Source organism: Avrilella dinanensis, from assembly GCF_002807015.1.
GTDB lineage: Bacteria > Bacteroidota > Bacteroidia > Flavobacteriales > Flavobacteriaceae > Flavobacterium > Flavobacterium dinanensis.
This window is the reverse complement of the sequence record NZ_NIPO01000001.1, coordinates 487,085-508,990: the sequence shown is the minus strand read 5'-3', so window position 1 is coordinate 508,990 and position 21,906 is coordinate 487,085. Positions and strand designations below refer to the sequence as shown.

21 protein-coding genes are annotated in these 21,906 nt (G+C 37.4%); 15 read left to right on the top strand and 6 right to left on the bottom strand.

All coding sequences use genetic code 11. The features are described from left to right. Nucleotides 1–97: 97 nt before the first annotated feature. Complete coding sequence (locus CDL10_RS02450; RefSeq protein WP_165772969.1) at nt 98–886, bottom strand: copper resistance protein NlpE N-terminal domain-containing protein; 789 nt, start codon at nt 884–886, stop codon at nt 98–100. A gap of 113 nt (nt 887–999) precedes the next feature. Here CDL10_RS02450 and guaA point away from each other — a divergent pair, with 113 nt between their 5' ends. Beyond that, entirely contained in the window at nt 1,000–2,529 is a 1,530-nt protein-coding gene (gene guaA, locus CDL10_RS02445; RefSeq protein WP_100677065.1) for a glutamine-hydrolyzing GMP synthase, read from the top strand. Nucleotides 2,530–2,789: 260 nt separating this feature from the next. Here guaA and CDL10_RS02440 read toward each other — a convergent pair whose 3' ends face one another. Together CDL10_RS02440 and CDL10_RS02435 are read right to left on the bottom strand one after the other, a co-directional pair. After that, nucleotides 2,790–3,416 (bottom strand): trimeric intracellular cation channel family protein, encoded by a 627-nt coding sequence (locus tag CDL10_RS02440; protein ID WP_100677064.1) that lies wholly within the window; start codon nt 3,414–3,416, stop codon nt 2,790–2,792. Next, the gene (locus CDL10_RS02435; protein ID WP_100677063.1) at nt 3,413–4,141 is read right to left on the bottom strand and encodes an RDD family protein; all 729 of its coding nucleotides are present in this window, start codon (nt 4,139–4,141) and stop codon (nt 3,413–3,415) included. The genes CDL10_RS02440 and CDL10_RS02435 overlap by 4 nt, the downstream gene beginning before the upstream one ends. Before the next feature lie 20 nt (nt 4,142–4,161). Between CDL10_RS02435 and CDL10_RS02430 the strand changes: the two genes are divergently transcribed. The 11 genes from CDL10_RS02430 to rlmH all read left to right on the top strand — a co-directional run bounded on the left by CDL10_RS02430 (nt 4,162) and on the right by rlmH (nt 16,323). Next, nucleotides 4,162–5,130 (top strand): stage II sporulation protein M, encoded by a 969-nt coding sequence (locus tag CDL10_RS02430; protein WP_100677062.1) that lies wholly within the window; start codon nt 4,162–4,164, stop codon nt 5,128–5,130. Then, nucleotides 5,123–6,064 carry a hypothetical protein gene (locus CDL10_RS02425; protein ID WP_100677061.1) on the top strand — a complete coding sequence of 314 codons (942 nt, stop codon included), beginning with the start codon at nt 5,123–5,125 and terminating at the stop codon, nt 6,062–6,064. The genes CDL10_RS02430 and CDL10_RS02425 overlap by 8 nt, the downstream gene beginning before the upstream one ends. Next, nucleotides 6,057–6,851, top strand: a complete 795-nt coding sequence (locus tag CDL10_RS02420) for a DUF4129 domain-containing protein (protein WP_100677060.1) — start codon at nt 6,057–6,059, stop codon at nt 6,849–6,851. The genes CDL10_RS02425 and CDL10_RS02420 overlap by 8 nt, the downstream gene beginning before the upstream one ends. After that, complete coding sequence (locus CDL10_RS02415; protein ID WP_100677059.1) at nt 6,848–8,014, top strand: DUF4350 domain-containing protein; 1,167 nt, start codon at nt 6,848–6,850, stop codon at nt 8,012–8,014. Before CDL10_RS02420 ends, CDL10_RS02415 begins: the two co-directional genes overlap by 4 nt. After that, entirely contained in the window at nt 8,011–9,012 is a 1,002-nt protein-coding gene (locus CDL10_RS02410; protein WP_100677058.1) for an AAA family ATPase, read from the top strand. The genes CDL10_RS02415 and CDL10_RS02410 overlap by 4 nt, the downstream gene beginning before the upstream one ends. A gap of 6 nt (nt 9,013–9,018) precedes the next feature. Further along, nucleotides 9,019–10,341: a DUF58 domain-containing protein gene (locus CDL10_RS02405; RefSeq protein WP_100677057.1), complete on the top strand. Its 1,323-nt coding sequence runs from the start codon at nt 9,019–9,021 to the stop codon at nt 10,339–10,341. Then, entirely contained in the window at nt 10,341–11,135 is a 795-nt protein-coding gene (locus CDL10_RS02400; protein WP_100677056.1) for a TrmH family RNA methyltransferase, read from the top strand. Before CDL10_RS02405 ends, CDL10_RS02400 begins: the two co-directional genes overlap by 1 nt. A 51-nt stretch (nt 11,136–11,186) precedes the next feature. Beyond that, nucleotides 11,187–11,825, top strand: a complete 639-nt coding sequence (locus tag CDL10_RS02395) for a porin family protein (protein WP_100677055.1) — start codon at nt 11,187–11,189, stop codon at nt 11,823–11,825. Nucleotides 11,826–11,923: 98 nt separating this feature from the next. Then, on the top strand, nt 11,924–13,708 hold the full coding sequence (locus CDL10_RS02390; protein ID WP_100678611.1) for an ABC transporter ATP-binding protein: 1,785 nt from the start codon (nt 11,924–11,926) through the stop codon (nt 13,706–13,708). Nucleotides 13,709–13,855: 147 nt separating this feature from the next. Continuing rightward, complete coding sequence (acs, locus tag CDL10_RS02385) at nt 13,856–15,766, top strand: acetate--CoA ligase (RefSeq protein WP_100677054.1); 1,911 nt, start codon at nt 13,856–13,858, stop codon at nt 15,764–15,766. 83 nt (nt 15,767–15,849) lie between these two features. Further along, nucleotides 15,850–16,323: a 23S rRNA (pseudouridine(1915)-N(3))-methyltransferase RlmH gene (rlmH, locus tag CDL10_RS02380; RefSeq protein ID WP_100677053.1), complete on the top strand. Its 474-nt coding sequence runs from the start codon at nt 15,850–15,852 to the stop codon at nt 16,321–16,323. 42 nt (nt 16,324–16,365) lie between these two features. Here rlmH and CDL10_RS02375 read toward each other — a convergent pair whose 3' ends face one another. Beyond that, complete coding sequence (locus tag CDL10_RS02375; protein WP_100678610.1) at nt 16,366–16,641, bottom strand: ATP-dependent Clp protease adaptor ClpS; 276 nt, start codon at nt 16,639–16,641, stop codon at nt 16,366–16,368. Between the two features lie 4 nt (nt 16,642–16,645). After that, nucleotides 16,646–17,485, bottom strand: coding sequence for a 50S ribosomal protein L11 methyltransferase (gene prmA / locus CDL10_RS02370; protein ID WP_100677052.1), 840 nt, complete (start codon nt 17,483–17,485; stop codon nt 16,646–16,648). Nucleotides 17,486–17,570: 85 nt separating this feature from the next. Between prmA and CDL10_RS02365 the strand changes: the two genes are divergently transcribed. Beyond that, on the top strand, nt 17,571–18,809 hold the full coding sequence (locus tag CDL10_RS02365) for a porin (protein WP_100677051.1): 1,239 nt from the start codon (nt 17,571–17,573) through the stop codon (nt 18,807–18,809). A 46-nt stretch (nt 18,810–18,855) separates the two neighbouring features. Here CDL10_RS02365 and CDL10_RS02360 read toward each other — a convergent pair whose 3' ends face one another. After that, nucleotides 18,856–19,830 carry a polyprenyl synthetase family protein gene (locus CDL10_RS02360; RefSeq protein WP_100677050.1) on the bottom strand — a complete coding sequence of 325 codons (975 nt, stop codon included), beginning with the start codon at nt 19,828–19,830 and terminating at the stop codon, nt 18,856–18,858. Between the two features lie 130 nt (nt 19,831–19,960). Between CDL10_RS02360 and CDL10_RS02355 the strand changes: the two genes are divergently transcribed. Together CDL10_RS02355 and CDL10_RS02350 are read left to right on the top strand one after the other, a co-directional pair. Beyond that, the gene (locus tag CDL10_RS02355) at nt 19,961–20,569 is read left to right on the top strand and encodes a TetR/AcrR family transcriptional regulator (RefSeq protein WP_100677049.1); all 609 of its coding nucleotides are present in this window, start codon (nt 19,961–19,963) and stop codon (nt 20,567–20,569) included. A 13-nt stretch (nt 20,570–20,582) separates the two neighbouring features. Beyond that, nucleotides 20,583–21,905, top strand: a complete 1,323-nt coding sequence (locus CDL10_RS02350) for a TolC family protein (protein ID WP_100677048.1) — start codon at nt 20,583–20,585, stop codon at nt 21,903–21,905. The last annotated feature ends 1 nt before the right edge of the window (nt 21,906 follow it).

The window sequence follows — 21,906 nt, the reverse complement described above, 5'->3', positions numbered from 1 at the left end:
CTCTTGTATGAATAATATAGTCAAATAGCTATAATTTGACATAATTAAAGATTAGAATTCCGAAAAATTCCTCCTTGTAATGTATCCGTTAGAAATTCTATTCCTCAATATCGATCTCTTTAATATCTTCAATTCTGTGGTAAGTTCCGACGGGCGTCATTGTGGAATCCTGTTCGCAAAAATTCGGGAATGTTCCGGTCAGGTTGTCAAAAAACACATGAGCTTCTTCCATAGTAAACAGCACTTTGAGTTTGCCTGACAAGCTGTCTGAAAGTTTGGATAAATCTGTTTCCAGGGCTTTTTCTTTAGTGAAATGGCTGAGAATGTTTTTGTTACAAACGATGCTGTCGTTGGAGTCATACAGTGAAAATCCAAGTTGTAGAATATCTTCTTTAGATGTTTTGGTAATCAACAACTTGCGATGTTTTTGCAATGTATCGCCCAGAATGTATTCGCCCAAAAAGCTTTCGGCTGAAACGGGCGGTGTGATTTTGAATATATATTGTTCAGCTAATCGTCCTTTAACCTCTTTCAAATCAGAACCTACACGAAGTATCGTGTGACCGTTTTTCAGCTTATAAAACAATTTTTCCCGGTCAAATTCAGCTGTAAATATAGAATCATTTCTTGTCCACGTACCTATTTTCAACTCAGGCAGCCTGTTTTTGTTTTTATAATAAAAATATCGTGAAATTGTACTGTCTCTGTGAATTTTGATATACGTTTCTATCCCTTCACAATCCGGGCAGGGGAGAACACCGGCATAAATATTATTGTATATACTGTCCATCACTTCCGGTGCGATATGGACTTCCACCTGAGGTTTTTTCTCACATGAGGTTAGAAAAAACACACCTAAAAATGCGGTAAGAATAGCGTATCTCATTATAATCAGCAAATTAATATTACAGTTCCTCAAACAAATGTACATAAAGAATTGCGAATTTAAAAGCAACGAAATAACTTTACGCATTTTAAAATAAAAGTTATCTTTGCCCAATGCAACACAATGTACTTATTTTAGATTTCGGTTCGCAATATACACAGCTTATTGCCCGAAGAGTCAGAGAGTTAAATATTTTCTGCGAGATATTACCCTACAACCAGATTCCTGAAAGTTTAGACGAATTTCAGGCTGTGATTTTGTCCGGAAGTCCATATTCGGTACGTTCCGAAGACGCTTTGCACCCGGATTTGTCTCAAATAAAAGGAAAAAAACCTTTGCTGGCAGTTTGTTATGGAGCACAATATATCGCTCATAATTTTGGAGGAGAAGTTGCTCCGTCGAACACGCGTGAATATGGTCGGGCTAATCTTGCCTATATCGACAATTCCGATTCGCTGTTCAAAGATATTCCGACCGGAAGCCAGGTGTGGATGAGCCACAGCGACACGATAAAAACCTTGCCTCGGCATGCAATAAAACTGGCAAGTACCAAAGAAGTTGACAATGCTGCCTATAGAATTTCGGGAGAAGAAACTTATGCTATTCAGTTCCACCCGGAAGTATATCACTCCACAGATGGGGCGACTTTATTGAAAAACTTTTTGGTAGATATAGCCAAAGTAAACCAGGATTTTACACCGAATGCTTTTGTGGAAGATACCGTTAAGGAATTAAAAGAAAAACTGCAGGACGACAAAGTAGTCTTGGGGCTTTCCGGAGGAGTAGATTCTACGGTGGCAGCAGTATTGCTGCATCAGGCAATCGGGGAAAATCTGCATTGTATCTTTGTGAACAACGGATTGTTGCGGAAAAATGAATTTGCTAATGTGCTCGACCAGTACAAAGGAATGGGGTTAAATGTCAAAGGAGTAGATGCTTCCGACCGTTTTTTGGACGCATTGGCAGGAGTCGATGACCCGGAAGCCAAACGAAAAATAATCGGACGGGTTTTTGTGGAAGTTTTTGACGACGAATCCAAAAAGATAGAAAACGCCAAATGGCTGGGACAAGGAACTATTTATCCGGACGTGATAGAGTCTATCTCAGTAAAAGGACCTTCTGCAACGATAAAATCTCATCACAACGTGGGCGGATTACCTGATTTCATGAAATTGCAAGTTGTAGAACCTTTACGTATGCTTTTCAAAGACGAAGTGAGGAGAGTGGGAGCGTCGTTAGGGATTGATGCCGAACTGTTGGGCAGACACCCGTTTCCGGGACCTGGTTTGGCAATCCGTATTTTAGGCGACATCACACCCGAAAAAGTAAATATTCTTCAGGAAGTCGATGCTATTTTTATCAACGGACTGAAAGAAAAAGGTTTGTATGACGATGTGTGGCAGGCGGGAGCTATTCTTTTGCCGGTTAATTCGGTTGGTGTGATGGGCGATGAGCGTACATACGAAAAAGTTGTGGCATTGAGAGCTGTGCAATCAACTGACGGAATGACGGCTGATTGGGTACATTTGCCGTATGAATTTTTGATGGAAATTTCCAACCAAATCATCAATAAAGTGAAAGGAGTGAACAGAGTTGTGTATGATATCAGCTCTAAGCCGCCTGCAACGATTGAGTGGGAATAATAATATTTGAAAAGCTGTTTTTACAAAAAACAGCTTTTTTCATAGATACTCTAAAAGAAAAAGAGCTGAGAAAAAGATTTCCCAACTCTTTTAAAACAAACCCAAAACTATTTTCTTTTTTTCGTAGCTGTATAATTAGACAACGTTTTGAGAAAAAAGTCACTTTTTTTCTTCACTTTTTTTAAATAAAAATTTTTATCGAAGAAAAAATAAGGTGTAAATTATTGAAAATCAGCAGCTTTGTTTCTTTGTGTTCTTTTTTATTTTTTTGTGTTCATTTCAATTTTAGGAAAAGACCACGATTTGATTACAGCCATTAGTCGTATGGAGATAACCGTTCCTGCCGTAAGTAAGTATATAATATCTTGATTAACAGAAAAATGTCTTAGAATAAAAAATATGATTCCGCCCGAAATACAGGCTGTGGCATAAATTTCTTTTCGGAAAATAACCGGAATTTCATTACACAAAATATCTCGTAAAACCCCTCCGAAACAAGCCGAAACCGTTCCTAATGCAATACAAACAAACGGGTGCAGATGAAACATCAATCCTTTTTCTATACCGATAATGGTAAACAAACCGATTCCAATCGTATCAAACAAAAACAAAGATGTCCGCAAGATTTTTAATTTGTTGCGAAAAATAATGGCAGCCATCGCACTGAAAAATATGACGTATGATGAGGTTAAGCTACGTATCCACGTGACGGGTGTATCGCCGATAAGCAAATCACGGATAGTCCCGCCACCAACAGAAGTCACGAAAGCGATAATCAGTACACCGAAAAAATCCATGCGTTTGCGTATGGCTGCCAAAGCACCCGAAATAGCAAAGGCGATAGTGCCTAAAATATCGACTATTAAAAAAACGTCTATGTTGCTCATTGTTGTGTCAGGTATTGGTAATCGTTGATAATTGTGCTGATGAATTTCTGCCGGTTTTCATACGGATTTTTCAGTTTTAATACTTCTTCAATTTTTCCCACGAGCTTTTTCTCTAATTGAATATCGTTGTCTGTCAGTGCTTTGTGATAACTTTGGCTGATTATTCGCATATCGTTATCCGAAAATCGCAATACCTGCTGAAACTGAGGTTGATATTCCTGTAGATTACTCAAAAAGTTCAGATTCAAAACAAATTTATTTTTCAGGCTCACTACCGCCGTTCCGGAAACCGTATCGCCCAGACGTTGATTTTTACCACTGAAAATAATTGCCATTACAGCAATTACTCCTTGAAAAATAACGATTTCAACCACCCGGAACAGCCACCGAACCAGATAATCACCAAATGATGCCTGATAACCATCAATTTTAATTACCCTGATTTTCATGATTCTTTTGCCGATTGTTTGCCCGCTCATCAGGCTTTCACACACCAATGTATAAAAAATTATAGGCGAAAATATAATGAACGACACCGTCATGCTTTCCCACGAATCGAAATAATTGAATCGAATTCCTATCAATCCTATCACATAGGATATCGCCCAATAATAGGCAATTTTGATAATCATATCAATCACAAAAGCGACAATCCTTTCACCGAGCGAGGCTGTCACAAAATTAATATTCACATTTTGTGAGGTATTGATGGATAATTCATTCATAATTTTTAATTTAGCCGTCTATGAGAGAGGTCGCTTTTATCAAACAAAACAGAGATAAATGGGTTGAGTACGAAAAGGTTATTTCGGGCGGTGTGAAAAAAACACCCGACGAAATGGCCGATATGTATGTGCAACTTATCAATGATTTGTCTTTTGCACAAACGTACTACCCAAAAAGCAAACTCACAAAATACTTAAACTTTTTATCTGCACAAATTTATCAAAAGGTATATAAAACAAAGCGTTATGACCAAAATAAATTTGCCCGTTTTTTCAAATCCGATGTACCGCTGACGGTTTATGCTCATCGGAAGTATGTATATTTTGCTTTTGCGGTTTTCTTTATTTTCGTAGGTATAGGCGTGATTTCGGCTGCCTATGACGATACGTTTGTCCGGCTGATTATGGGCGACTATTACGTAAATACGACGCTCGAAAATATCAAAAACGGCGATCCGATGGCGGTGTATCAAAGCAGTTCAAACTGGGGCAGTGCGGGTGGAATCACGTTAAATAACTTATATGTCGGTTTGCGTTGTTATCTGTACGGAATTGCAGGTGGTATCGGCACGTTACTGTTTGTGATTTACAATGCGATTATGCTTGGTTCGTTCCAGTATTTCTTTTATGAAGAAGGAGTTTTTATGGAAAGTGTACGCGGAATCTGGCTACACGGTTCGATGGAAATTTTTGCCATCGTTATCGAATCGGCGGCGGGATTTATCCTCGGAGCGAGCATTCTTTTCCCGAAAACTTATTCGCGGTTGAATTCATTTAAAATCGGTTTCAAAAACAGTTTTAAAATATATATCAGCACTATTCCGTTTACGATTTTTGCCGGAATTATCGAAGGTTATATCACGCGTTATGCCCAGGCAATGCCCAATATATTGAATTATTTGATTATCTTCGGAACGCTGGGGCTGATTAGCTATTATTATCTTATTTATCCTAAAAAAGTATATCAAAAACTTAATAAACATGTTTGAATTATTTAAAAAGAGAGATTTCGGTGAATTGTTCAACGATACATTTGGTTTTTTTAAATTGAAATGGAAAAATTATTTTGGTAATTATCTGAAAATCAATTTTCTGATATTGGTTGTCTTTATGGTTCTTGGCTATATTCTGTCAAAGTTTTATATGGACGCTGTTTTCGGAAGTTTAAACAATCCGAACCAGTTCGGGAATCAGATTGGTGATTATTATATGGATAATATCGAATGGCTGATTTTTACCGGTTTAGGTATGCTCGTGGTAGCAATAATTCTTTCGGTAATTCAAATGGCATACCCGGTTTTTTATCTTCGCTTATTAGAAAAAAATACTGATTATAAACCGAAATCGGGCGAAATATCTTTGCTGATAAGACAAAATTTCGGCAGAGTGTTAATGTTTTGTTTCGCTACTTTTTTCGTGGTTGGGACGATGCTTGTAATTGCAGCTACCATTGCGACATTTCTAATAATTATTATCATCGGATTTTTACTTATTCTATTGTTGATACCCTATTTCAATGCGTTGATTTATTTGTCGTTATTTCATTATCTCGACAAAAAATTGGGCTATTTCGAGGCTTTGGGTTTTGCTTTTAATACCCTGCACAATAATTTCTGGAAAATTGTTGGCTGTAATTTGATTCTTTATTTTATCATTCAATTGATAAGTACTGTTATTGCTATGATTCCGTATATAATTATTTTTATCATTGGTTTTGTCGTTATGTCTGATTCCGGCTCGGCAGAAGATACGATGTGGGTTATTTATGCAGTCGGTGCTTTATATGCTGTGTCAATAGCGGTAAGTATGCTGCTTAGCAATGTGATTGTTGTTAATTTTGGTTTGATATATTATGGCGAAATGGAAAAAAGAGAAAGTGTTTTTGCTAAATCAGAAATAGACCGAATCGGCTTAGATGAATAACCATTGGTTTTACATATTGTTCTTCAGCGTATTTTCTGTTTATGCCCAAACACATTCAGACACCATCACTGATGGCGTAGAGCCGGTTGTGGAAATCGTGACACAAGGAGAAGCCTATTCCGAGAGCAAGTTTATCCCATTAGACTCACTGCAAAAAAACACTTTGCCGTTGGCTCAGAAAAAATTCAGTCCGGGTTATAAAGACCAATACACCGGTACGGATTTTATCTATTCCTACGAACGATTGTCTGAAAAATCAATATGGGACAGATTCCTGGATTTTCTTCGTAGCCTTTTCAATACCAATCCGTCGTGGGAATCGGTAGATTTTGTTACACAGATTCTTAAGATTTCGGCATACATTATTATTGTTGTGCTTATCGCATTTCTCGTTCGATATATTATTTTGAATGATATTCATCTGATATTCCGCAAAAAACCGAAAGAACTGGTGGAAGTTTATGACCTTGACAAAGACATTCACGAAATAGATTTTGACCAGCTCATCGAAGATGCTGTTTCCCGTGAGCAATATCGTTCCGCCGTACGGTATCATTTTTTGCGTTTGCTCAAAATCATGTCTGAAAAGCAAATTATCGAATGGAATCCGGATAAAACCAACCGGGAATATTTGCACGAAATTTCTAATCCGACACTTAAAAAAGAGTTCGATTATCTCGCTTATGTTTATGAAAATATCTGGTATGGCGAATTTGACATCGACCAAACCGGTTTTGAGAGAATCCGTCAGCAGTTTAATCACGCAATTCAACAACATCTGTCATGAAATCATCTGTAAAATATATCGTGTATTTTGTGATAGGTCTGGCACTTGTCCTGCTGGTTCAGGTGTTGATTCCCAAACCGATTGACTGGTCGAAAACATTCAAGACTTCAGATAAAATTCCGTACGGATTGTATATTCTGAACAAAGAAATATCATCAATTATCAGTCCGGCAGAAATTGAAAAATATGATAAAACGCCTTATGAATATTACAATCAGGAGCTGGATACGGTCAATTTCAGCAAAGAAACCTGGTTGCTGATTGAAGATAAAAATAGCGACCCGGAATCGTTTCAGAAAATCAGAAATGCCGTTGAACAAGGACACGATGTTTTTTTGCTCACCGATGAAAGTTTGAGTTATAGTTATTATATAGTTGATTCTTTAGGATTATCTATGGATTATGAAAGAATCAATACGGTAAAACTGGTTAATCCGCATCTGAATACTTCCAATTTTACATTGGAAACAATGGGAAATGTACTTCGCGTAAAAGATTCTGCCGGAATTGAAATTCTGGGTGTGGCGAATGACACCAAGCCGAATTTTATCCGAAAGAAAATCGGGAAAGGACATTTGTATATCGGCACAAACGCTTTGATGCTGACCAATTACCATTTGCTCGAAAGCAACAATCATCTTTATGCTGAAAGTATGTTGAGTTATATCGACAGCGAAAAAGTGATTTGGTTTGATAAAAATATCCAACTGAATGCCGAAAACACCAATATTCTGCGGTTTATCCTTGGCAACAAATCATTGCGTTGGGCTTGGTATTTTATGCTGATTGGCATACTTTTATTTATATTTTTCAACAGCAAACGAAAACAAAGGATTATTCCGATAATCAAACCAGAAGAAAATCACTCGGTGGAATTTGCCAAAACCATTGCCAATTTGTATTATCTGGAAAAAAATCACAGTGATTTGATTCATAAAATGATTATTTATCTGCTGGAATATGTACGAACGGAATTACGCATTGATACCCGGAAATTAGACGAACAGTTTATTAAAAATCTAAGTCAGAAAACAGGCAGCAAAACTGAAGATGTTGAACATTTGGTCACATTGATTGAGCAATACAAAACACAAAATAAAAAAGCAACCGAGCAGGACGTGATAAACTTACACGCCGCTATCGAAAAAATAACAGGAAAATGACAGAAAATCAAAACCCCGAAAACGAAAATCTATCTTTTGAAAACAGAATAGATTTATCCAATTTGAAAGAAAAAACGATTTTAATTAAACAGGAAATCGGTAAAGTCATCGTAGGGCAGGGGCAAATGATTGAGCTGCTTTTGGTCGGTCTATTATCCAAAGGTCACGTATTGATTGAAGGTGTGCCGGGCGTTGCCAAAACCATCACAGCAAAATTGCTGTCGAGAACGATTGACACCGGATTCAGTCGAATCCAGTTTACACCCGATTTGATGCCGTCCGATATTTTAGGAACATCGGTCTATAACAGCAAAATCAATGATTTTGAATTCAAATCCGGACCGATATTTTCCAATTTCGTACTGATTGACGAGATAAACCGAGCTCCGGCGAAAACACAAGCTGCCCTTTTTGAAGTCATGGAGGAACGACAAGTAACCATCGATGCACAGCGTTATCAAATGCAGGAGCCGTTTGTGGTTATCGCGACGCAAAACCCTATCGAACAGGAAGGAACATACCAGTTGCCCGAAGCCCAGCTCGACCGGTTTTTGTTTAAAATTACCGTTGATTATCCGACTCTGGAGCAGGAAATCAATATTTTGATGAAAGAACACGAACTGTTGGATAAGGACAAAATTGCTGATGTGAACGCGGTTATTTCCGCAGAAGAAATCATCGCATTCCAGAAAGTAGTCAAACATATTATTATCGAAAATCATTTGATTGAATACATCGCGAATATCGTGTATGCTACCCGAAACAATCCATTACTGTATATGGGAGCTTCGCCACGAGCGTCGATTGCGTTGCTCAATGCAGCCAAATCGTATGCAGCAATTTCAGGCAGAGATTTCGTTACGCCTGATGATATTCAATCGGTGGCTGTGCCAGTGTTGCAGCATCGTATCATCGTTTCGCCCGACAAAGAAATGGAAGGTGTGACTTCCAGAGAAATCATTAACCAGATTGTTCAATCTATCGAAATTCCAAGATAATTTTCTGTGAAAAATCTCTACACGACAAATCTGTTTTATTACTGCATCGGAGCAATTGCGGTGCTGTTTGTGCTGTCGTTTTTCTTCGCATGGCTGTATCCGGTTGTGTGGATTATCGCCGGACTTTTCTTCGTGCTTTGTTTCACAGATATTTTCCTGCTTTTCGGTCAGAAAAAAGGAATTACTGCCCGTCGTGAATTGGGCGATAAACTATCGAATGGCGATGAGAATTTTATTCAACTTCAGGTAGAGAGCAGATATAAATTTAAAACAAAAATAACGGTTATAGACGAAATACCTTTTCAGTTTCAGATGCGGAATTTTTCTGTTCAGTTTGATTTGGAAGCTCAGTCGGCGACCGAAAAAATATACAGTGTCCGCCCGACAGAAAGAGGCGTTTATACATTTGGTTTTCTGAATATTTATGTTTCGTCAAAGCTGCATTTATTCCAAAAAAGATACCGTTTTGATAACCAAAAAGAAGTACCGACTTATCCGTCTTTTATTCAGATGCGGAAATATGAGCTGATGGCAATTCACGATAAACTACATCTGCACGGATTGAAAAAAATCCGCCGAATCGGGCACACCACAGAATTTGAACATATCAAAGATTATGTGCAGGGCGACGATATTCGCACGATTAACTGGAAAGCTACTGCCAAACGAAGTCAGTTGATGGTTAATCAATATCAGGACGAAAAATCTCAGAATGTATATCTTGTTATTGACAAAGGCAGGGTAATGAAAATGCCATTTAACGGACTTACATTACTCGATTATGCCATTAATGCCAGTCTGGCGATGGGAAATGTCGTCATCAAGAAAGCGGATAAAGCCGGATTGTTTACTTTTTCCAAAAAAGTTGATACCAAACTCAAAGCTGATAGAAAACCGGTTCAGGTACAGCGTTTTATGGAATCGTTATATCAAGTTACAACTGATTTTAAAGAATCAGATTACGAAAAATTACTGATACAGGTTAAACAGCATGTCCGTCAACGAAGTTTGATTATTTTGTTTACCAATTTTGAAACCCTCGACGGGCTGAATCGTCAGTTGCCTTATCTGCGAAGTATTGCCAAATTGCATTTGCTGACGGTGGTGTTTTTTAAAAATTCGGAACTGGACGAACTGGTTTATTCCAAACCAAAAAACACACAGGAAATTTATGATAAAGTAATTGCTGAAAAGCTCAATGCCGACAAAGAGCTTATCGTTAAGGAGCTCAGAAAATACGGAATTTACTCTGTGTTAACACGACCAGAAAATCTGACTATCGACGTGATTAATAAATATCTGGAATTTAAAGCAAGAGGATTATTATAATGGAAAAGCATATCAGTAGTGTTCAGAATTCCTGGGTAAAAAAGCTCATTCAGATACAGGAAAAATCCAGAGAAAGAAAAAAGAGCGGTCTTTTTTTGGTAGAAGGCGTACGAGAAGTATCCATTGCCCTCAAAGCCGGGTATGAAATAGAAAGTCTGATTTATTGCCCTGAACTGACGGATAACCAAAGTACGGACATTATTTTTTCGCAAATTAATGACAATCAAAGGATTTCTGTGACTAAAGAGGTTTATCAAAAACTGGCTTATCGCGAAAAAACGGAAGGTATTATTGCGGTGGTTTATGCCAAGAAACATGATTTAAGCACATTGAATTTACCCGAAAATCCGCTTATCCTGGTAGCTGAATCCATAGAGAAACCCGGAAATATCGGAGCTTTGTTACGCACTGCCGATGCAGCTGCTGTCGATGCCGTGATACTTGCCGATCCCAAAACCGATTTGTATAACCCGAATGTTATCCGTTCGAGCGTCGGAGGTGTTTTTACCAATCAGATTGCTGCGGGAACATCAGAAGAGGTAATTGATTACCTGAAAGAAAAAAATATTCGGATATTCAGTGCCATTTTGCAGGAAGCCGTCGATTACAGCACACAAGATTACAAACAAGGCTCTGCAATTGTTGTCGGCACAGAAGCGACGGGGCTTTCAGACATTTGGCGAAAACATTCCACACAAAACATTATCGTACCGATGGAAGGTGTTATCGACTCAATGAATGTGTCGGTAGCAGCATCTGTTTTAATCTTTGAAGCAAAAAGACAACGAAGATAATTTTTTATTTTATTGAAAACTTTAATATATTTACACAAAACTCAGAGTAATATGAAGAAAATACACAAAACAGTACTGTCATTATTCCTATTGGCTTTTGCCGGTACATTACAGTCTAATGCTCAGATTATCACAGGAAAAGAGCGTTTTATAGGGAACTATCCATGGAAAGCCACTTTGAGCGTAAACATGATGGATTTGAACTTTAACGCCGACGAAAGTCCGGAAGGGGCGTCAATGGTGTCTATGTTTGTACCATCTAAGTTGGCTATTGCGAGAGAAATCGGAGCAAATTTCAGCGTGGAAATGTCTTTTTCAATGAATCAGGCAAAAATTGGCGATTATTCCAACGGCGAATTGCTTGATAATGATGTTGATGTCATTACCGGAGATGTATCAGCGATTTACAGCCTCGGAGGTGGATTCAAGATTCCTTATGTTGACCCATATCTGAAAGCCGGAGTCGGTTATTTGGGGTATGACAATCAAAACCTGACTGCAGTGAGCGGGGGTGCCGGATTGAATTTTTATCTGGTAGATTTTGGTATTGGTAAAGATTACAGATACCCTTCTGAAAAATGGTACAGCCGTTTCGGAATCAATGTAGAAGCAGTGTACCGAGAAAACATCACGAATGATAATGCAGGTACACACATGCAGTATTCGGCAGGTGTTTTCTATCTTTTTTAGTAGATAACGTATCTCAGAAAATACTTTCAGCCACTATAACACTGATAAATTGGTGGAATTAGTGGCTGATTCTCTTATTGCTTGAAAAACAATCTAATTTGACAATATTTCAATTATTCAAAAAAGTTGCTTCTTACGTAAAGCCCTACAAATGGCTGGTTATCGCAACGCTTGTGCTGACGGTAATCGGGTCGTTTATGGCTCAGGTAAACGCTCATATTCTGAGGTTTACCGTAGATGAAGTCAATATATTGGTAACCGAAGGCAAAACACTTTCGGACGGAAAAAACCTATTGATTCTGATTACTGTTATTCTTCTTTCCAAAGAATTAATTTATGCTCTGATTCAATTCGGACAGAAGTTTTTCGGAGAAAAATTACGTATATATATTTCAAGGGATTTTGCTCAAATGATAGTAGAAAAAATCCTGACTTATAAACTCGCTTTTTATACCTCTACTGAAAACGAAAGCGGGAAATTACAAACCCGGATTGATATGGGAATTTCAAGTCTGACAAGGCTTGTTCAGAATTTCTTTATCGATATTCTTCCGCTTTTTGCCAATTCAATTGTGGCTTTGATTTTTATGTTTTCGGCTAATTTCTATATCGGGTTAGTGAGTTTGTGTATTGTTCCGCTTTATTTTTTTGTGAGTCAGGCTCAGGCTAAAAAATTAGGTGGATTTCGCCGAAGAATGCGAACGTACAGAGAAACCAAAAGTGCAGGAATTATCGGGCTTATCGAATCCATAACCGTTATCAAATCATTCGTCAGAGAACCGCTCGAAGCTGAAAAACACAAGCAGATTCAGTACGATATGACCGAAAACCAAATGCAGACCCGAAAGCTGAGTTTTGTGTTCGAAAGTATCAAAAGTTTTCTGGAGCAAATCGGAATCGTTGTTATTATCATCTTAACAGCATATTTTGTTTTGGACGGATCGATGAGCATCGGGGCGATTATGTTTCACATTATGTTGTTCAACAATGTTTCTGCCCCTATCCGTCAGTTGCACAGAATTTATGATGAAGTCAATGACGCACTGATTTATTCGGAAGGATTTTTCGATATTTTAGATGCCGACCAGGAAAAAGAGCCGTCAGGAAATTATAAACCTGAAAAAATAACCGGACTTATCGAAGTCAAAAATGTAGATTTTGAATATCCGAACGGAACAAAAGCTTTGCATGATGTTTCACTTGTTGTACCGCCAAATAAAATCACTGCTTTGGTCGGATTGAGCGGAGCAGGAAAAAGTACGGTTATCAATCTTTTGGATAAATTCTACTATCCGAAATCGGGAACTATCACACTTGACGGTGTGGATTTACAGGAATACGACACCGAATATTTACGTAAAAACATTGGATTGGTTTTACAGAAAAACCATATTTTCAAAGGAACAATTTCGGAAAATATCCTTTACGGAAATCCTAATGCCACTCAAGAAGAAGTCGTTGAAGCGGCTAAAAAAGCCTACATTCACGAACAGATTATGGACTTGCCAAACGAATATGATTCTCAGGCAAATCTGCTTTCGGGCGGGCAGCAGCAACGAATTGCCATAGCAAGATTATTCCTTAAAAATCCGCCGATTATTTTCCTTGACGAACCGACCGCAAGTCTTGATGCAATTGCCACCGAGCAAATCAAAAAGAGCCTTGATGCTATCAAAAAAGACCGGACAGTAATCATTATTTCTCATAGTATTTCTCAGATTATTGATGCTGAAAACGTAGTGGTTCTCGAAAAAGGAAAAGTGATGGAACAAGGAACTCACAAAGAACTCTATGATAACAAATCTACCTACTACGAAATTTTTAATGCTATGGCAAACAGTTTGAACATCGACAAGATTTCTAAGACTATAGGAGAGGATTAAATTTTTTTTTTACTTCTTTTTAAGAGAGTACTTTTAGTATGATAAGAGGTTTATAAATACTATTTTAACTAAAAAAATAAATAGGAAAAAACTTTGAGTTGTAATATATTTGACAGAGTAAACAACTTATCAAAACTTTATCGACTTATGGATTATTATAAAGTAGAAAATCTGGAACAATATTTCAAAATGTATAACAAGTCTGTCCGCGAACCGAAAAAGTTTTGGGAACGCATTGCAGACGAGAATTTTACCTGGTACCAAAAGTGGGATAAAGTTCTGGAATATGATATGTCAAAAGCGGATATCAAATGGTTTAAAAACGCCAAACTAAATATAACCAAAAACTGTATTGACCGGCATCTGAACAAAAAAGGCGATAAAACAGCAATTATTTTTGAGCCGAACGACCCAAAGGAAAAAGCACAATATATCAGCTATAATGACTTGTATGAAAGAGTTTGCAAAATGGCAAACGTACTTAAAGAGCAAGGTGTTAAAAAAGGCGATAGAGTTTGTATTTATCTTCCGATGATTCCGGAATTAGCTATTTCATTGTTGGCCTGTGCCAGAATTGGAGCAGTTCATTCTGTAATTTTTGCTGGTTTTTCAGCTTCTGCAATCAGTTCAAGAATTAATGGTTGCGGTGCTAAGTTTTTGATTACTTCCGATGGTTCATACAGAGGAAATAAAAACATTGATTTGAAAGGGATTGTAGATGAAGCTTTGCAGGAAACACCCGATATAGAAACCGTTTTGGTAGTAAAAAGAACCCATGCCGACATTTCGATGACGGAAGGTCGAGATAAATGGTTGCAACCTTTGTTGGACAAAGCTTCTGCTAATAATGTTGCTGAAATTATGGATGCCGAAGATCCTTTGTTTATTCTTTACACTTCTGGTTCTACCGGAAATCCGAAAGGAATGGTGCACACGACTGCCGGATATATGGTCTATACAGCTTATACCTTCAAAAATGGTTTCCGTTACGAAGACAATGATGTTTATTGGTGTACTGCCGATATTGGTTGGATTACCGGGCATTCCTATATCGTTTACGGACCTTTGCTGAATGGAGCGACAACCGTTTTGTTTGAAGGAATTCCTAATTATCCGGATCCCGGACGTTTTTGGGAAACGATTGAAAAACATAAGGTTTCTCAATTTTACACAGCTCCAACGGCCATTCGTTCTTTATCAAAAGAAAGTATTGATTGGGTAAGCAAATACGATTTGTCCTCGCTAAAAGTTTTGGGATCGGTAGGTGAACCGATTAATGAAGAGGCTTGGCACTGGTACAATCACCACATAGGCAACAAACGTTGCCCGATTACAGATACCTGGTGGCAAACCGAAACAGGTGGAATCATGATTGCCCCATTACCTTTTGTAACACCGACAAAGCCTACCTATGCCACACTTCCGTTTCCTGGGATTCAACCGGTGTTGATGGACGAAAAACGAAACGAAATTGAAGGCAATCAGGCAGAAGGAAGTTTATGTATTAAGTTTCCCTGGCCGGGAATGGCAAGAACAATCTGGGGTGACCACCAAAGATTTGTTGATACTTATTTTTCGGCTTTTCCAGGGAAATATTTTACGGGCGATGGTGCTTTACGTGATGAAGTTGGGTATTACAGGATTACAGGGAGGGTTGATGATGTGGTTATCGTTTCCGGACACAATCTCGGGACAGCACCTATAGAAGATGCAATTAATGAACACCCAGCTGTGGCAGAATCAGCGATTGTTGGTTATCCGCACGATATTAAAGGAAATGCCCTATACGGATTTATCACTTTAAAAGAAACTGGAAAAACCAGAGATCAAACGAACTTGCGTAACGAGATTAATCAACATATTGCAACTCATATCGGACCAATCGCAAAACTCGACAAAATTCAGTTTGTGGCTGGATTACCAAAAACGCGTTCCGGAAAAATTATGCGTAGGATTCTACGTAAAATAGCAGAAGGCAATTTTTCTGACTTTGGTGACACTTCAACCTTACTGAATCCGGAAAGCATTGATTTGATTAAAGACGAAAGAATTGATTAATCGTATAATATGAACTTTATGACTGTATATTGTATTCGCGGTGATACAATATACAGTTTTTATTATAAAGAAAATGTAAATAAATGAATATCAAGTTATTGGTGGTAGGGAAAACAGATGATAAAAACCTGCAGGCACTTATTGAAGAATATGTAAAAAGGGTATCATTTTATGTAAAGTTTGATGTTGAGATTATTCCGGATATAAAAAATGCCAAAAACCTGAGTGTCATTCAGCAGAAAGAGAAGGAGGGAAGTTTGATTTTATCAAAGGTTTCGCCGAGCGATTGGCTGATTTTACTCGATGAAAAAGGTAAGAGTTTTTCCAGCACACAGTTTGCCGATTTTTTACAAAAACGAATGAACAGCGGAATTAAAAATTTGTTTTTTGTGATAGGTGGTCCTTATGGTTTTTCTGATGAAGTATATGCCAAAGCCAACGGAAAAATCTCATTGTCTTCTATGACATTTTCGCACCAGATGGTTCGGTTATTTTTTATAGAGCAACTCTACAGAGGCTATACGATTTTACGTAATGAACCTTATCATCATGAGTGATGTTGAGGTTTAGTTCAAAATCATATTTTTATGGGGCGGTGTTTATTGTATTTCTGCACTCAATCCGGCATCAAGTAATCCGGTACACATAGGTTCCAACTCATCAAACGAACCTGTTTTTACGCCACATTTTCCTTTGTAATGCACCAGCATGGCACATTGTTCTGCCTGAATGAGGTCATGTTGGCAAATGCGAATCAACGTGTCGATAACGTGGTCAAAAGTATTTACATCATCGTTGAAAAGAATCAGCTCTTTATGGTCGGTAAGCAATTCTTCTATGGCGACTTCTTCTCTTGTTTTTTCTATTGTGCTCATCTCTTTATTTTTTTTGAAAGTGTAAAGCAACCCAATTATTTTTCTCCATATTATCTACAAAAATCAAGCCATTGACTTCTGCTTCTGACTTTATAGCAGCAATATCTTCGGTATAAAATCCACTGAAAAGTATGTCTGAATTTGGTTTCATCGTTTGGACATATTTCTTCATATCTGCCAATAAAATATTCCGGTTGATATTCGCAATGACCAAATCATATTTCGGCTCGGTGGTTAATACACTGGCATCGCCTTCAAGTACAGTGATGTTCCGGATGTTGTTTTTCTGAATATTTTCTAATGAATTTTCATAGCACCAACGATCAATATCAACAGCGTCGGCTTCTTTTGCACCTCTCATCATCGCCAAAATTGCCAGAATAGCTGTTCCACAACCCATATCCAAAACGGATTTGTCTTTGATATTTAATTTCAGCAAGTACTTCATCATCAGATAAGTCGTTTCATGATGACCGGTGCCAAAGCTCATTTTAGGCTCAATAACAATCTCATATTCAGCATTTTTTGGGCTGTGAAAAGGAGCTCTCACATAACAGATTCCGTCCACGTCAATCGGCGAAAAGTTTTTTTCCCATTCCTCATTCCAGTTAACCTGAGTGATTGTTTCAGAAGTATAATCAATTTCAAATTCTGATGATTGCATAACCTGCACGTCATCTAAAATCTGAGCATGGTCAAATTGAGATTGGATATAAGCGATAAGACCTGTTTCAGTTTCTTCAAAACTTTCAAATTCTTTTTCGCTTAATTCTGCCAGCAATATATCTGTTCCAGGCTGTTTCGGACTGACGTTAAACCGGTAGGCGGTGTATTGATATTCCATTTACAATAGCTTAATGATTTGGTAACATTAAAAATGTATTGACATGCAAAGATAAGAATAGATTTGCGGCAAATATTAACTTAGTATGAAAAAAGTATTATTATTCGTGTTGTTATCATTACCTGCGTTGGTTTGGTCGCAGGAAAAAACAGGTAAAGAGTTGCAATATGATGAAGAGTTCAAATTATCTGCCCTGCCTTATTACAATTATGGTAAAGGATTGGGAATGACCTCGGCAGACAGCTTGTTTCAGCTGAATATTCGTTTTAGAATGCAAAACCGTATTACTTATTATGATTATGAAGATGACAATCAGGATTCAGAATATGAGGCACAAATCAGGAGATTGCGTTTGCGTTTGGACGGATATGTCGGAAACCCAAAATTTCAATACGCATTACAGCTATCTTTCAGTCCGGGCGATGTTGGTGGAGCCCTGAAAGATGGTCAGAATATCAATATTATCAGAGATGCAACAGTAGGGTATAGCCCAAACGAAAAATGGGCTTTCATTTTCGGGCAAACTAAGCTACCCGGCAACCGTCAGCGAGTTAACTCTTCAGGTGCTTTGCAAATGACCGATCGGTCAATTAATAATGCTCGATTTAACATAGATCGTGATTTTGGCGTTCAAGCGTATTATATGAATGAATTTCAGGATAAATTTTCATGGAACATAAAAACAGCTATTAGTAGCGGAAAAGGCAGAAACTGGAGCGGGAAAAACAACAATGTTGCTTTGACCGGAAAAGTAGAACTTTACCCATTTGGTGTTTTTACTAAAGGAGGAGAATATTTTGAAGGAGATGTTAAACGCGAAGCTACACCAAAACTGATGCTTTCGGGGGTGTATCACCAAAACAATAAAAGTATGAGTTCACAAGGAACTTTAGGAACAGCTTTGTACGAGCCAACTACACTGAAATCTATGATGTTTGATGCTATTCTGAAATATAACGGCTGGGCAGGAATGGTTGCTTATATGCAAAGAGATGCTTCGAATCCGATTACGGAAGGAATTGACGAAAGTGGTAATTATAGTCAGGCTATGGTTTATGCAGGTCATGGTATGGACTACCAGCTGAGTTATATTTTTCCAAAGGATTATGAAGTAATTGGTCGTTTCTCAACACAAAAAATGAAAGATGAATTGTTTCAGGCCAATATGCCAAACCAAAATCAATATAGCATTGGTTTAACTAAATATATTTGGGAGCACGCTTTCAAAATTCAAACAGAATTTACTTTAGATAAATTAAAATTCCAGGACGGAACTACCCAAAATAACTGGTATGTGCGTTTTCAGATAGAAATTGGAATATAATAATCGTATTATTAAAACAAAAAAACGAGCATTACGCTCGTTTTTTTTATACTGTTCTGTTCATTAGTTCAAGTGAGAAATCCCGGAGTTCTTTTTTGTAATTATCAGAGATAGCCAACTTGTCCAATATGTCGATAGCTTTGTCGGTATATTTTCTGATTTCAGTTTGTATGTCTTCTGTAGCTTTGGTGTTTTCGAAGATAAGCTTGACTTGCTTAATTTTTTCTTCGCCGTTGTTGGCTGTAGTTGAAAACCATTCTGTCAATTCTTTTTGTTCATCGTTGTTGCCTTTTTTCATCGCTTTCAGATACAAGAAAGTTTTTTTATTTTCCAAAATATCACCACCAACCTGCTTTCCGAAAGTTTCTGTATCACCAAAAGCGTCCAAATAATCATCTTGCAACTGAAAAGCGATACCTAAATATCTGCCAAAATCATAGATGTCTTGTCGGTTTTTGCTGGAAGCTTCCGCAACGATAGCACCCATTTCCAAAGCTGCACCAACCAATACCGCGGTTTTATAATCAATCATCTGAATATATTCATCAATCGAAACATCATTTCTGGTTTCAAAATTGATATCTAATTGCTGTCCTTCACAAACTTGTAAAGCGGTTTTGCTGAATAATTTTGCTAATTCCCTGAAAATGAAAGGTTCGTAGTTTTCAAAATATTGATAGGCCAAAATCAACATCGCATCGCCGGATAAAATCCCGGTATTGGTATCCCATCTGTGATGTACCGTTTCTTTTCCGCGTCTTAATGGAGCTTCGTCCATAATATCATCATGAATCAGTGAAAAATTGTGAAACAGTTCGATGGCTGTAGCGGCATAAATTGCCTTTTGATGTGCTGCACCGAATATTTCGGCAGCAAAAAGCGTAAGCACCGGTCTGATTTGTTTTCCGCCCAAACTTAATATATACCGAATTGGTTGATACAGCTCGTCGGGCTTTTTGTCAATTTCGATGGATTCAATATAATCGGCAATAATAGATTTGTAGTCTGAAATGGTATTCATAAATGGACACTTATTATTACTGCAAATGTAAACTAATTTTTAACAGTAAAATAATTTTTTAAAAAACTTTGGAAACTTTTTTGGTATTTAAAGTTTCCGTTGTAATTTTGCCTCGAAATTTTTTGAAGAAATGAAAGAGACAATATTAAAAAAATCAATTGAATTATTTATTGACAAAGGCTTTAAGGCAGTTACGATGGATGATATTGCGATGGAACTAGGGATTTCAAAAAAAACAATTTATCAGCATTTTCCATCAAAAAAAGAATTGATTAAATCGACTGTGGATTATGTTTATGATTCATCGATGAATAAAATGAAGTGTATTGTTGGTAAATGTGAAACACCGATTCACGAACATTTTGAAATGAAAAACTGTATCAAAGAATTGCTGGGGCATAATGTTAATCCGGCAACAATTTTCCAGTTTAAAAAATACTATCCAAGGCTGTCGGAACGCATAGAAAAACGACGATATGAAGATCTGGATTTTACGATTTTGAGAAATTTACGAGAAGGCGTGGAACAAGGGTTATACCGCAAAGAAATTGACATTGAATTTATCGCACAAGCGTTTTTCTCAGCAACGACTTCGTTTTTCAAAAATGAAGAATTTATAAACAAAAATACTCAGTCTATTGATGATTTGGAATTCAAATTTACCGAATATCATTTGCGGGGTATCGTAACCCCTAAGGGATTAAAAGTTTTAGAACAATTATTAAACAAAACCAAATAAATAAATCTAATCAATGAAAAAGTTCACTTATGTTTTGACAGTCGCTTTGTTTGCCATAACAATGCAGGCACAAAACACCTTGACTTTGAGCGAAGCAGTTAATTATGCTTTGCAAAATAAGAACGAAGCGGTCAAAGCCCGTCTGGACGTTGAAAACAGCGAGTACCAGATACAGGAAGTTCGTGCAAGTGCTTTACCACAAATCAATATTGATGGAGGGTTGACCTACAATGCTATTCTTCAGGAAACCGCAATGGATTTTATGGGAGAAAGCATGGTAATTGCAATGGGAAGACCTTGGCAATCAACAGCAGTAGTATCTCTTAACCAGCAATTGTTCAATCAGGCCGTGTTTACGGGATTGAAAGCAGCTAAGACAACACGTGAGTTTTATATGATAAATGCACAACTCACCGAAGAGCAGGTTGTTGAAAAGGTGGCGAATAGCTACTATGAAGTGTATAAAACCAAATCGCAGCTCAAAACCATTAACAGAACTATTGATAACACAACAAGAGTACGTGATGTTATTAGCAGCTTGTTTGATAATGGATTAGCCAAAAAAATAGATTTGGACAGAACCAATGTTACATTAAATAATTTGCATAGCTCTCGTCAGCAGTTGATTAATGCGTTGGAGTTACAAGAAAATGCATTGAAATATTTAATCGGAATGGACATCAGCACCCCGATTGCATTGCCAGAGAATACATTTGAAGTAACACATCATGTTTTGGTTGATGAAAATATCAATATCGAAAACAGAACCGAAATTCAATTGTTGGAAAAACAAAGCGAGTTATTGGCTTTGAATAAAAAAGCCACAGAAGCACAAGGACTACCAAGTTTAAGCCTGAATGCTAACTATGGTTACTTAGGAATCGGAGATGAATTTCCGTGGTTTCAATCCTATCCGGGAGCTTATTGGTCTGATTATGCTTCAGTTGGGGTTAGTCTTAGAATTCCGATTTTTAATGGTGGTGTGGTTCGTGCAAAAACACGACAAGCACAGATCCAAATTGACAAATTGGAAGCCGACAAACGTGATACCCGATTAGCATTAGATTTAGATTTACGCAATGCCGTTACTCAGTTAAATAATTCTTTAATTAGTCTTAACACGCAAAACGAGAATGTGAATTTAGCCAAAGAAGTATTGGACAATGTAGAAAACAATTATAAAGTCGGTCTGGCTTCATTAACCGATTTATTAGATGCAGAAACATCGTATGCCGACGCACAAAACAATCAGACCAATGCGTTATTAGACTATAAATTAGCGGAAATACAATTAATTAAAGCAAAAGGAGAATTACAAACATTAACCGAAGAATAAA